The sequence below is a fragment of the Pseudomonas sp. BSw22131 genome (assembly GCF_026810445.1).
GTDB classification, from domain to species: domain Bacteria; phylum Pseudomonadota; class Gammaproteobacteria; order Pseudomonadales; family Pseudomonadaceae; genus Aquipseudomonas; species Aquipseudomonas huanghezhanensis.
Window position 1 is genome coordinate 1,437,991 of record NZ_CP113949.1, and the last position, 12,871, is coordinate 1,450,861.

Below are 12,871 nucleotides of genomic sequence, written 5' to 3' on the forward strand. Positions count from 1 at the left end.
AGTTATTTATGTAGATGAGTGCGCGGGGCGTTTTATATTGATTAGAAGTTAAGTGGATAGCGAATTGTTCTAGGCGTGATTCTTAGCCATGCATCATGGATTGTTCTCCAGGGTTGTTGGTTTTTCAGTGGCACTGACGGTGAAATAGGGTGGCTGGGACGATCAATCTTTTTGAGCAGTCCACTCTGCCCAACGGCCTGCCATCCCAAGGCCGGCTAGGGTATACTCGCCGGCTTTGAAAATTTCGCCTGCGAGTGCTGCCTACCATGGAAATCAACCCGATCCTAAACAGCATCAAGGACCTGTCCGAGCGTTCCGAAACCATTCGGGGGTATCTTTGACTACGATCACAAACATGATCGTCTGACCGAAGTTAACCGCGAGCTCGAAGATCCAAACGTCTGGAACAAACCCGAATACGCACAGAGTCTGGGCCGCGAGCGTGCCTTGCTTGCACAGATCGTCGACACCCTGGACGAAATGTCCACCGGGCTGGTCGATGCCAAAGACCTGCTGCTGATGTCGGCCGAAGAAGAAGATCAGGCTGCCGTCGATGACGTTGCCGCCGAAGTCGAGCGCCTGCGCGAGTCGCTGGAAAAGCTCGAATTCCGTCGCATGTTCAGCGGCGAAATGGACCCCAACAACGCCTACCTCGACATTCAGGCGGGTTCTGGCGGGACCGAAGCACAGGACTGGGCCAACATCCTGTTGCGCATGTACCTGCGCTGGGCCGACAAACGCGGTTTCGAAGCCATCATCATGGAATTGTCTGCCGGTGAAGTCGCCGGGATCAAAGGCGCCACCGTGCACATCAAGGGTGAATACGCCTTTGGCTGGTTGCGGACCGAGATCGGCGTACACCGCTTGGTGCGCAAGAGCCCGTTTGACTCCGGCAACCGTCGTCACACCTCGTTCTCTGCGGTGTTCGTGTCGCCGGAGATCGATGACAACATCGAAATCGACATCAACCCGTCCGACCTGCGTATCGACACCTATCGCTCATCGGGCGCCGGTGGTCAGCACGTAAACACCACTGACTCGGCGGTCCGGATCACCCACGTTCCGACCAACACCGTGGTCAGTTGCCAGAACGAACGCTCCCAGCACGCCAACAAAGACACTGCCATGAAAATGCTGCGGGCGCGTTTGTACGAGCAGGAAATCCAGAAGCGCAATGCGGCCTCGCAAGCGGTCGAAGACACCAAGTCGGACATCGGCTGGGGTCATCAGATTCGCTCGTACGTGCTGGATGCCTCGCGCATCAAAGACCTGCGCACCAGCGTTGAACGCAGCGACTGCGACAAAGTGCTCGACGGCGACATCGACGAATACCTGATCGCGAGCCTCAAGCAAGGGCTTTAAATACCTGGCACTGCGGTGCTGGCGCTATCTGTCGGACAGAGCGCGCCGCCCGCGATCCCCTGCCGAAGGCACGGGGGCAACGAACCTGTGATGGAAAATCTAAAGACATGAGCGACCAACAACTCGACCCGCAAGCCCTGCAACAGGAAGAAAACTCCCTGATCGCCCTGCGCAAGGAAAAGCTTGCCGCCGAGCGCGCCAAGGGTCAGGCCTTCCCCAACGACTTCCGCCGCGACAGCTACTGCAATGACCTGCAGAAACAGTACGTGGACAAGACCAAGGAAGAGCTGGCAGAGGCCGCTATCCCGGTCAAGGTTGCCGGTCGCATCATGCTCAACCGTGGCTCGTTCATGGTGATCCAGGACATGACCGGTCGCATTCAGGTCTACGTCAACCGCAAGACCCTGTCGGAAGAAACCCTGGCCTCGGTCAAAACCTGGGACATGGGCGACATCATCGCTGCCGAAGGCACGCTGGCTCGCTCCGGCAAGGGCGATTTGTACGTCGAAATGACCACCGTGCGCCTGCTGACCAAATCCCTGCGTCCGCTGCCCGACAAACACCACGGCCTGACCGACACCGAGCAGCGGTATCGCCAGCGCTACGTTGACCTGATCGTCAACGAAGAAGTGCGCGAAACGTTCCGCGTTCGCTCCCAGGTCATCGCCCACATTCGCAGCTTTTTGATGAAGCGCGACTTCCTCGAAGTCGAAACGCCGATGCTGCAGACGATCCCGGGCGGCGCCGCTGCCAAGCCGTTCGAGACGCATCACAACGCGCTGGATCTGGAAATGTTCCTGCGTATCGCGCCAGAGCTTTACCTCAAGCGCCTGGTTGTGGGTGGTTTCGAGAAGGTGTTCGAGATCAACCGCAACTTCCGTAACGAAGGCGTCTCGACCCGTCACAACCCCGAGTTCACGATGCTTGAGTTCTATCAGGCGTACGCGGACTACGAAGACAACATGGACCTGACCGAAGAGTTGTTCCGTGAACTGGCGCAGCTGGTATTGGGCAGCACCGACGTGCCGTACGGCGACAAGGTGTTCCACTTTGGCGAACCGTTCGTGCGCTTGTCGGTGTTCGATTCGATCCTCAAGTACAACCCTGAGCTGACAGCCGATGACCTGAACGACATCGACAAGGCGCGCGCCATCGCCAAGAAAGCCGGCGCCAAGGTGCTGGGTTTCGAAGGCCTGGGCAAGTTGCAGGTGATGATTTTCGAAGAGCTGGTCGAGCACAAGCTGGAGCAGCCGCACTTCATTACCCAGTACCCGTTTGAAGTCTCGCCGCTGGCCCGTCGCAACGACGACAACCCGAACGTCACCGACCGTTTCGAGCTGTTCATCGGTGGTCGTGAAATCGCCAACGCCTATTCCGAGTTGAACGACGCGGAAGATCAGGCCGAGCGCTTCATGGCGCAGGTGGCCGACAAGGACGCGGGCGACGACGAAGCCATGCACTACGACGCCGACTTCGTGCGCGCGCTGGAATACGGCATGCCGCCAACAGCGGGCGAGGGCATCGGTATTGATCGTCTGGTCATGCTGCTGACCAACTCACCATCGATTCGCGACGTCATCCTGTTCCCGCACATGCGGCCGCAGGCGTAAATGATGTAAAAAGAAGCCGCCTTGATTGGGCGGCTTTTTTTTGGCTGTTCAGTGAGTGTTCAGGCGCCTGCACGAATGCTATCGCGGGCACAGAAGACCGTAATATTGTAGGAGCGTGGCTTGTCCCGCGATCGGCTGCGCAGCAGTCGTCATCGCAATCAGCGAATTATGCCCAGTCCACTGCCGGTTCCCGGCAGATCGCGGGACAAACCATGCTTCTACAGTGGATCGCGTTCCAAAGTAGGAGCGTGCTTGCCCGCGAAGGCGTCGGTCCAGGCGATAAAGATTTCCTGCCCAATCCAACACAACGCACCAAAGAGGAAAACCTTTCGTGAACCGTACGATCTCTCAAAAGGGAGCCGCAGGCCTTGCAACGGCTGTGGCAGAGAGTGTTCAGTATCAAGGCCGCAAGGCGAGTCGACAGGGCAGCGAGCAGCGTCGACAGCTGATTCTCGATGCCGCCATGCGCATCGTCATCCGCGACGGCGTGCGCGCAGTGCGTCACCGGGCGGTGGCTGCGCAAGCCAGCGTACCGCTCTCGGCGACCACCTATTACTTCAAGGACATTGACGACCTGCTCACCGATGCCTTCGCCCAATACGTCGAGCGTAGCGCGGCGTATATGGCCAAATTGTGGGCGAACACCGAACTCGTCTTGCGCGAAATGCTGGGTGGCAACGATGGCAACGATGGCAGCCACGCAGCCCGAGCACGGTTGGCCGATGAAATTGCGCGCATGGCCATGGACTACATTCGTCACCAGTTGCTGACCCGTCGTGATCAATTGATCGCCGAACACGCGTTCCGCCAGGAAGCGTTGATCAATCCACGTCTGGGTGCGCTGGTCAGTGCTCACCAACAGATCCTGCTGCAAGGCAGTAGCCAGTTTCTGGAGGTCATTGGCTCTAAACAGCCTCAGCTGGACGCTCAAGTGTTGACGGGCATTATCTGTCGGATGGAGTATCAGGGTCTGCTCAACGGACCCCAACCCCATGCCGATGAAGAGATGCTCGCGGTGCTCAGTCGCCAGATGCATCTGGTATTGGGCACTGCACAGCCGATTGGCGCGTGAGGCTGCTCATTTTCAGGAGAACCCGATGAAAGCCTGGCGCGTGTTGCTCGCCGTGTCGTTCGCGTTGTTGAGCGGATGCCTGGTGACGTTCAAGGATCCCTTGCCCGCTCAAGATGCTGCCCCGCCCCGATTGTTGGGTACATGGACCAGCAAGAACGCCTGGGGCGAGCCGCTGGAGCTTGAAATCAGCCGGGCCGGTGTCAATCAATACAAGGCCGTCAGTTATCGCAAAGGTGATCGCAAGCAGCGCGATGAGTACGTGTTTACCGTATCTCGCCATGGCAGCCGCTGGTACTTGTCGGCGGCACTTCCTGAAAAATATGGCGCCCATTACGCCATGGCCGGTTTTGAGTTGATCGATAACGCGGCATCCGCAGACGAACTGGTGGTCTATGACCTGGACGTGGATCGCTTCCAGCAATGGGTCGACCAGAAGGTCTTCGCCGGTCAGCCGACCGAGACAGAGAAGGGCGCCGGGGTGTTGATTACCACACCCCTGGCTAAAGTGTTCGACTACCTGGATGACCCCGCCAATTCGGACGTTTTTCTCAAAACGGCCGAATACCAGCGCCTGGTCAAGCCGTAGTTCTGCTATCGAAAAGGAAGGTTGAGTGGACGAATACCAGCAAACCATTCGCGCGTTATCCGACCGTATCGTCGTTGCGCAGACGCCCATTCGCATACTCGATGCGGTGAAATGGGACGACACGGTCAAGCGCAATTTCCTCGCGGCCAAAGGCAAACAGCTGCCCGAAGTTGATCGCGCTTACTATGAAAGCCGTCCGCTGGGATTCGATTCCGGAGCGGTGAAACTTGAATTCCAGAACATCGAACGCGACATCACACGGCAACTGGGGCAGTTCAACCCGGTCGGCCAAATCATGCGGCGCATGTGCAAGGAATACCGCATGGTGATCCGCATGCTCGAAGCACGCGGCACACCGGACTTCGGTCTTATTTCCCAAGAGCTTTACGGCTCGGCGTCCGATGCGTTTCACGCAGGCGACCCCACGCTGGCCGATCTGGGGCTGATGCTGTCGGATTACCTGAACAACATCGCTGGCCGTGGGGACTTGAAGGACGAGCCGAAAACCCTGACGGCGAAGGATGCGGTGGCGCTGCTTCAAAGCCGCTTGAACCGGGTGTTTGGTGAAGCGGAGGGGACGATTCGGGTGTTCGAATCTGATGGCATCGTCGCTGATGCAGCAGCCGGCGCCGACTACATCAAGATCCGCAGCGATGCGATGTTCAATGAGCGAGACGTCAGGGCGCTTGAGGTCCACGAGGGGCTGGTGCACGTGGGCACTACGTTGAACGGGCAGAATCAACCGATCTGCACCTTCCTGGCCAAGGGCCCGCCTTCGTCCACGGTGACGCAGGAAGGTCTGGCGATCCTGATGGAAGTGATTGCGTTCGCGTCTTACCCAAGCCGTCTGCGCAAGCTCACCAATCGCACCCGCGCCATTCACATGGCCGAGGAGGGGGCGGATTTTCTACAGGTGTTCGACTTCTACCGCGAGCAGGGCTTTGGCATGTCGGAAAGCTATGGCAATGCCAGTCGTGTATTCCGTGGTTCTGTGCCAAACGGTCTGCCGTTTACCAAGGACTTGTCCTACCTGAAGGGTTTCATCATGGTCTACAACTACATCCAGCTGGCCGTGCGTAAAGGCAAGCTGGAGCAGGTGCCGCTGCTGTTTTGTGGCAAGACCACGCTGGAAGATATGCGCACCCTGCGCCAACTGGTGGACGAAGGCCTGGTGGTGGCACCCAAATACCTGCCCGATCAGTTCCGCGACATGAACGCATTGTCGGCGTGGATGTGCTTCTCCAACTTCCTGAACCACTTGAGCCTCGATCGGATCGAAGCGGATTACTCGAATATTTTGTAACCGGACGCGGATCGAGATCCTCTGTAGGAGCGAATTTATTCGCGAAGCCTTCAGGTTGATTCAACCCACAAGCCGCTCGGCCAATACGCGCCTACAGCGTCCGTTTCCCCCGCGTGGGGTGGCGACGTTCATAACAAAAAGGAACCCGCTTGAAGCCACTTCTGACTGTTGTAATCGCGCTGCTGCTGTCTGGTTGCAGCAGTCTGCTGTTCTACCCCGAACCCGGTCTGCCGCTGACGCCTGACAAGGCCCATCTGCAATACCGCGACGTCAACCTGACTGCCGCTGATGGCACTCAGTTACGTGGCTGGTTTCTGCCGGCCAAACCGGGGGTAGCGGTGAAGGGCACGGTGCTTCATTTGCATGGCAACGGCGGCAACATGTCGTGGCACCTGGGCGGGACGTGGTGGTTGCCTGAGCAGGGTTATCAGGTGCTACTGCTGGACTATCGCGGCTACGGTGTGTCGAAAGGCGAGCCGGGTTTGCCCGCGATTTATCAAGACATCGATGCCGCATTCGACTGGCTAGACAAAGCGCCCGAGGTGCAGGGCAAACCGTTGGTGGTCTTGGGGCAAAGCATCGGTGGCGCGTTGGCGGTTCATTATCTTGCCGGGCATCCGCAGCAGCGCGCACGCGTCAAAGCGTTGGTGCTTGATGGCGTGCCGGCCAGCTATCGTGAGGTGGCGCGTTACACGCTGGGCACGTCCTGGCTGACGTGGGCTTTCAAGCGCCCGCTGTCCTGGGTGATCCCCGACGCAGACAGCGCCATCAATGGCATCCCGAAACTGGCAGGCACACCGATGTTGCTGTTTCAGAGCCTGGACGATACGCAAGTGCCGCTTTACAACGGCATTGGCCTTTACCAGGCCGCGCCGCCGCCGAGGGTACTGCAATTGACGCGCGGGGCGCATGTACAGACGTTTTCCGATCCGACGTGGCAACAAGTGATGATTCGTTATCTGGAAGATCCGCAGCACTTCAACGGTTTGCGTCGCCTGGCAGAAGTGCCGAACTACCCTGAAGCAAGGCCGCAGTCGGCTGCGCCATTGACCGAGCCTGCGCAATGACGACGGAACGCAATGCCATCCCGCTGATTATCACCGGCGTGTGCTGCATTCTCGGCACGGTGGGCGCGTTGTGGTACTACGGTTATCTGCATTTTGCCAAGCCCGAAGACGCGCTGCTGCTTGACCAGTTCACGATGCTCAAGACGGTGCCAGGTGAAGACTACAAAGTCTCGATAGCGCCGGCCGCCCAAGTGGCGCAATGCATCGACGGGGTGCTGGTGCTGTTCGACACCGAGCAAAAAGGCCTGACCGGTGTGCTGCTCAATAGCAAGCAGCAAGCCGTGCGCTGCATGGGGCAAGACACGCCACAGCAATTGCTGCCATAGACGCCACGCGAATGAATTCTCGCCTACAGGGTGTACGCCGATTCTGTAGGAGCCAAGTTGTTGGCGATACTTCTTCAGGGTTGAACCAGTTGCGCCGCCACGCGCGAATGAATTCGCGCCTGCAGGGTGTACGCCGATTCTGTAGCAGCCAACTTGTTGGCGAGACGTCTTCAGAGTTGAACCAGTTGCGCCGCCACGCGAATGAATTCTCGCCTACAGGGCGTACACCGATTCTGTAGGAGCCAACTTGTTGGCGATACGTCTTCAGGGTTGAACCAGTTACGCCGCCACGCGAATGAATTCGCGCCTACAGGGCGTACGCCGATTCTGTATGAGCCAACTTGTTGGCGAGGCGTCTTCAGGGTTGAACCAGTTGCGCTCCCACGCGAATGAATCCGCGCCTACAGGGCGTACGCCGATTCTGCAGGAGCCAACTTGTTGGCGAGGCGTCTTCAGAGTTGAACCAGTTGCGCCGCCACGCGAATGAATTCTCGCCTACAGGTTGAGCAATTCCGGACATAAAAAAACCCCGCCTGTGCTTCCACAGGCGGGGCTTGGGGTTACAGCGTCAGTCGATTAATGCATCGACGCGCGCGGTGCAACCGGCTGGTTGTCGTTGGAAATGGTCACTTCCACACGACGGTTCATGGCACGGCCGGAGTTGCTGGTGTTGTCAGCAACCGGGTATTCCTTGCCGTAACCCTGCGACACGATGCGCTCAGGACCTACACCCATTTTTACCAGAGCCATGCGCACGGAGTCCGCGCGGCGCTCTGACAGGGACTGGTTGTAAGACGCCGAGCCGCTGCTGTCGGTGTAGCCTTCGACGATTACTTTACGGTCAGGGTTTTCTTGCAGGAACTGGGCGAGCTTGTTGACGTTGACCAGGCCGCTGGATTTCAGCTCAGCCTTGTTCAGATCAAACAGCACGTCACCGAAGGTCACCAGCGTACCGCGTTCGGTTTGCTTGGCGTTCAGGCTGTTCTGCAGGGCTTTGATCTGAGCATCGCGAGCGTCCAGACGGGCCTGAGCACGTTGGGCGGCAGCATTTTTCAGATCGCCTTCAGCGGTCTTCAGGTTGATCGTCTGCTTGGCCAGCTCAACCCGTTGGTTGGTCAGGTAAGCCAGCTGATCGACCTTCTTCTGGTCATCATCGTTACGGTATGCGGCGTCTGCCTTGTCCAGCCACTCGCTCGCATCTTTGGTTTCCAGAGCTGCCATCTGGCTGGCTTTTGGATTGCTCTGCAGAGCCGAGTAGTTGGTACGAGCCTGTTCCAGGTTCACGTTCGGTGGAGTGGAGCAGGCAGCCAGACCAACGCTCAGGGCCAGCAGGGCAGGAATAAGTACTTGTTTACGCATAATAGGTTCGTCCTTTAAATCAATGGCCAATGCTTGAGTTGCGCAGAATTACTGGGTGACAGGCTGGATCTGACGCATGCCGTCTTCACGCAGCTCGTTCACACCCTGACGCGCGTCTTGCACAGCTTTTTGAGCCTTGGCGGCCTGAGCTTTACGCTCGGCTACGCGTGCGTCCCACTCAGCTTGCTCAGCAAACTTCTTGGCTTCTTCGTATTTCTTTTCCTGCATGGCCAGTTCGGATTGCTTGAACTTGTCCTGCGCCGATTTCATCTCGACGGGTGCGTATTCAGTGCCGCCTGCGGTCACTGCGGCGTTAACGGCCGACTGGGTGACAGCATATTGCTCCGAAGGTGGTTTGCCCGCGCAACCGGCCAGGATGAAGCTGGTACCGAGAGCCAGCGCGGCCAATTTCAGCCCGCGCAGGCCATTGAATTTTGTCTTGGCAGTGCTGGTGTTCATGGTGGTCAACTCCATTGTTTTACTCCTGAAAGCTTGGTTTTTTCCATGACAGTCAATGCGCCGTGAGAGGTCGTTCCCAAAGGGCGCGATCCGCTGCCATCGGACGGCTTTTTCTGTAATGGCTAACGGTTCGGACCTTCGCGCTTTTTGAATAGTTCAGACGGTCTGGTCACAAAATTGCGAGATGGTCGTCCTGTGTCTAATGTCTGACGCTAAAAAATTGACGCAAAAAAAGACGCGCCGAGCGGGTTTATATGGGCTGGACGCGTCTTGCGTCGGTTTGAAAATGACTTCGTTATCAGGACTGCGGGATGTCTTGGCTTTCCGACAAATCATGCAAATGTCGCTTGGCCAACTCCAGAAAACGAGGCGTTAGGCCGACGTCTTCGTACAGTGGATCGCCCTCTTCGTCTGTGGCAACCACGTGCTGCCCTTTGACGTACGGAAAGCTTGCCTCCAGCTCCTCAAGCGCTGCGCCGATCAGCTCACCCAGAAGCTCCTCAGGCACGCGCTTGGGGTACATCTCGGCAATCGCGGCCAGGCGTGCAGCGGCTTCGACGTCCAGGTGGACCTCATACCCGGTCTTGGTCAGGCGACCCTTGGCGGTCTGTTCCCAGTGATTTGCGAGTTCACGAATTTTCATGCTGACCTCTTCAAAGACCCGCGTACGGGCGGGTGCTGGCGCGGGTTGAACCCTTGTGACAGTCAAGAATGGGGCTGGCTGCATCCCACTGATAGCCAGTCGAAGGGTTGCGTGCGGGTATCAATTTGTCGCTTTATACACAGTAGATAGATGAGATTTTTGCGCACGCGTTCAGTTTCGACCCTGTCGGACTGAGCCAACCTCGAACAATAACGCTAAGGAGAAGGGCGGGATGGCTGATATTGATGCACGTTTGCGCGAGGATGTTCACCTGCTGGGTGAGTTGCTGGGCAATACCATTCGCGACCAGCGCGGGCCTGATTTCCTCGAGAAGATCGAGCGCATTCGCAAGAGTGCAAAGGCAGGGCGGCGAGCATCGACACAAAGCACCGAGCAGTTGAGCTCCAGTCTGGAGAGTTTGGGCGAAGACGAGTTACTGCCGGTGGCGCGGGCGTTTAACCAGTTCCTCAACCTGGCCAACATTGCCGAGCAATACCAGCTCATCCACCGACGTGACGACAGCAAGCCTCTGCCGTTCGAGTCCAGGGTGCTACCGGAACTGCTCGAGCGCCTCAAGCAGTCGGGGCATGCGCCAGAAGCGCTCGCGCGGCAACTGGGCAAGCTGGAAATCGAGCTGGTTTTGACCGCCCACCCGACCGAGGTTGCGCGGCGGACATTGATCCAGAAATACGACGCTATCGCAGCGCAACTGGCTGCCCTCGACCATCGTGACCTCAACCGTCAGGAGCGTGCCCAGATCACAGAGCGTTTACAGCTGCTGATCGCCGAGGCCTGGCACACTGAAGAAATCCGTCGCACGCGGCCCACCCCGGTTGATGAGGCGAAATGGGGTTTCGCTGTCATCGAAAACTCCTTGTGGCACGCCATTCCGAACTACCTGCGCAAGGCCGACAAGGTGCTGCATGCCGCGACAGGTCTGCATTTGCCATTAGAGGCGGCACCCATCCGGTTTGCGTCCTGGATGGGCGGTGATCGCGACGGCAATCCGAACGTCACCGCTGCCGTCACCCGCGAAGTATTGCTGCTGGCGCGCTGGATGGCCGCCGACCTTTACCTGCGCGACGTCGATCAACTGGCCGCCGAGCTGTCGATGCAGCAGGCCACAGAGGCATTGCACGCGCTGGCCGGCGACAGTGCTGAGCCGTATCGGGCCGTACTCAAGCAACTGCGCGAGCGCCTGCGGGCTACGCGCAATTGGGCGCACGCCTCGCTTGCCGTGACCCAGCCCGCGCCCGTGGGTGTTTTACACAACAACCGCGAGCTGCTGGACCCGTTGCAACTCTGCTATCAATCTCTGCATGAATGCGGCATGGGCGTGATAGCCGATGGCCCCTTGCTCGACTGCCTGCGCCGCGCGGTCACGTTCGGCCTGTTTCTGGTGAAGCTCGATGTGCGTCAGGACTCGACACGCCATTGCTCGGCCATGACCGAGATTACCGATTACCTGGGCCTGGGCCGTTACGAGGACTGGGATGAAGACAAGCGCATCGACTTTTTGCTGCGTGAGCTGGGCAACCGCCGACCCCTTCTGCCGAGCCATTTCAAACCGGCTGCCGACACCGCAGAAGTCTTGGCGACCTGTCGCGAGGTCGCTGCTGCACCGGCGGCATCGCTGGGTTCTTACGTGATCTCCATGGCGGGGGCCGCCTCTGATGTGCTGGCGGTGCAATTGCTGCTCAAAGAAGCGGGTCTGCAACGACCGATGCGTGTCGTGCCGCTGTTCGAAACGCTGGCTGACCTCGATAACGCAGGGCCTGTGATTGAGCAGTTGCTGAGTCTGCCCGGCTACCGTTTGCGTTTGCATGGGCCGCAGGAAGTGATGATCGGTTACTCCGATTCGGCCAAGGATGCAGGTACCACTGCGGCGGCCTGGGCGCAGTACCGTGCGCAGGAAAAACTGGTGGAAATCTGCCGCGCCCAGCAAATCGAACTGCTGCTGTTTCATGGCCGGGGCGGCACCGTTGGCCGTGGGGGCGGCCCGGCACATGCGGCGATCCTGTCGCAACCACCTGGCTCGGTCGCCGGGCGTTTCCGCACCACTGAGCAAGGGGAAATGATTCGCTTCAAGTTCGGCCTGCCGGACATCGCCGAGCAGAACCTTAATCTCTACCTGGCGGCCGTGCTGGAAGCGACGCTCCAACCGCCGCCGATGCCCGAACCTGCGTGGCGCACGATGATGGATCAACTGGCTGCCGATGGCGTCAATGCCTACCGCGCCGTGGTGCGAGAGAATCCCGAGTTCGTTGAGTATTTCCGTCAGGCCACGCCCGAACAGGAGCTCGGCCGTTTACCGCTGGGCAGCCGTCCCGCCAAGCGTCGCGAAGGAGGCGTGGAAAGTCTGCGCGCGATCCCGTGGATTTTCGCCTGGACCCAAACCCGGCTGATGCTTCCGGCCTGGCTGGGTTGGGAAGCGGCCTTGAGCAAGGCGCTGGAGCGCGGTGACGGTGAAGTGCTGGCGCAGATGCGCGAGCAGTGGCCGTTTTTCAGAACCCGTATCGACATGCTGGAAATGGTCCTGGCCAAAGCGGACAGCGACATTGCCCAGCTCTACGACGAACGTCTGGTAGAACCCGGGCTGCAGCATTTGGGTACGCATTTGCGCGACCTATTGTCGCAGGCGTGCCAGGTGGTATTGGGTCTGACTCGGCAGGACAAATTGCTGGCGCACAGTCCTGAAACCCTGGAATTCATCAGTCTGCGCAACACCTATCTCGATCCTCTTCATCTATTGCAGGCAGAACTGTTGGCGCGTTCACGTGCACAGGACGCCACGCTCGATGGGCCGCTTGCACAAGCGCTGCTGGTGTCTGTCGCAGGGATTGCTGCCGGTTTGCGTAACACCGGCTGAGCCCGTTGCCTGGCGGGCGTCGTGTTATGGCGCTCGCGTGTCAGGCGCGCAGGGGATCTCAAGTGGTGCAACCGCTCAGGGTTGCACCGCGTCACACTGGCTCGCTGAAGGCCAGCAAGCTACCGATTTATCTCGGGTTACTGCGACTTTTGGCGGCTTGTGCCGCCTGTGTCGGCTGTGTATCTTGATCAGCCTTTGGCCGTTGGGTCAGTATT

11 protein-coding genes are annotated in these 12,871 nt (G+C 58.7%); 8 read left to right on the forward strand and 3 right to left on the reverse strand.

From position 1 onward, the window contains the following. Positions 1-266: 266 nt before the first annotated feature. From prfB to OYW20_RS06425, 7 genes are all read left to right on the forward strand, one after another. A protein-coding gene (prfB, locus tag OYW20_RS06395; protein ID WP_268799874.1) for a peptide chain release factor 2 occupies positions 267-1,362 on the forward strand; the annotation gives its coding sequence in 2 pieces (ribosomal slippage) (positions 267-338 and positions 340-1,362; 1,095 coding nt in all). Positions 1,363-1,469: 107 nt separating this feature from the next. Then, a complete protein-coding gene (gene lysS / locus OYW20_RS06400; protein ID WP_268799875.1) occupies positions 1,470-2,972 on the forward strand; it encodes a lysine--tRNA ligase in 1,503 nt (500 codons plus the stop codon). Positions 2,973-3,303: 331 nt separating this feature from the next. Then, positions 3,304-4,044 (forward strand): TetR/AcrR family transcriptional regulator, encoded by a 741-nt coding sequence (locus OYW20_RS06405; RefSeq protein ID WP_268799876.1) that lies wholly within the window; start codon positions 3,304-3,306, stop codon positions 4,042-4,044. A gap of 25 nt (positions 4,045-4,069) precedes the next feature. Next, positions 4,070-4,630: a hypothetical protein gene (locus tag OYW20_RS06410; protein WP_268799877.1), complete on the forward strand. Its 561-nt coding sequence runs from the start codon at positions 4,070-4,072 to the stop codon at positions 4,628-4,630. Between the two features lie 25 nt (positions 4,631-4,655). Continuing rightward, positions 4,656-5,933: a flavohemoglobin expression-modulating QEGLA motif protein gene (locus tag OYW20_RS06415; protein WP_268799878.1), complete on the forward strand. Its 1,278-nt coding sequence runs from the start codon at positions 4,656-4,658 to the stop codon at positions 5,931-5,933. A 149-nt stretch (positions 5,934-6,082) separates the two neighbouring features. Continuing rightward, complete coding sequence (locus tag OYW20_RS06420) at positions 6,083-7,000, forward strand: alpha/beta hydrolase (RefSeq protein ID WP_268799879.1); 918 nt, start codon at positions 6,083-6,085, stop codon at positions 6,998-7,000. Next, entirely contained in the window at positions 6,997-7,326 is a 330-nt protein-coding gene (locus OYW20_RS06425) for a hypothetical protein (protein WP_268799880.1), read from the forward strand. The genes OYW20_RS06420 and OYW20_RS06425 overlap by 4 nt, the downstream gene beginning before the upstream one ends. Positions 7,327-7,902: 576 nt before the next feature. On the opposite strand, the gene OYW20_RS06430 is transcribed toward OYW20_RS06425, so the two are convergent. From OYW20_RS06430 to OYW20_RS06440, 3 genes are all read right to left on the reverse strand, one after another. Next, positions 7,903-8,685, reverse strand: a complete 783-nt coding sequence (locus OYW20_RS06430) for an OmpA family protein (RefSeq protein ID WP_268799881.1) — start codon at positions 8,683-8,685, stop codon at positions 7,903-7,905. Between the two features lie 48 nt (positions 8,686-8,733). Next, on the reverse strand, positions 8,734-9,159 hold the full coding sequence (locus OYW20_RS06435; RefSeq protein ID WP_268799882.1) for a DUF4398 domain-containing protein: 426 nt from the start codon (positions 9,157-9,159) through the stop codon (positions 8,734-8,736). Between the two features lie 283 nt (positions 9,160-9,442). Then, on the reverse strand, positions 9,443-9,787 hold the full coding sequence (locus tag OYW20_RS06440) for a pilin assembly protein (protein ID WP_268799883.1): 345 nt from the start codon (positions 9,785-9,787) through the stop codon (positions 9,443-9,445). A 232-nt stretch (positions 9,788-10,019) separates the two neighbouring features. Here OYW20_RS06440 and ppc point away from each other — a divergent pair, with 232 nt between their 5' ends. Further along, positions 10,020-12,656 (forward strand): phosphoenolpyruvate carboxylase, encoded by a 2,637-nt coding sequence (gene ppc / locus OYW20_RS06445; protein ID WP_268799884.1) that lies wholly within the window; start codon positions 10,020-10,022, stop codon positions 12,654-12,656. Positions 12,657-12,871 lie beyond the last annotated feature (215 nt).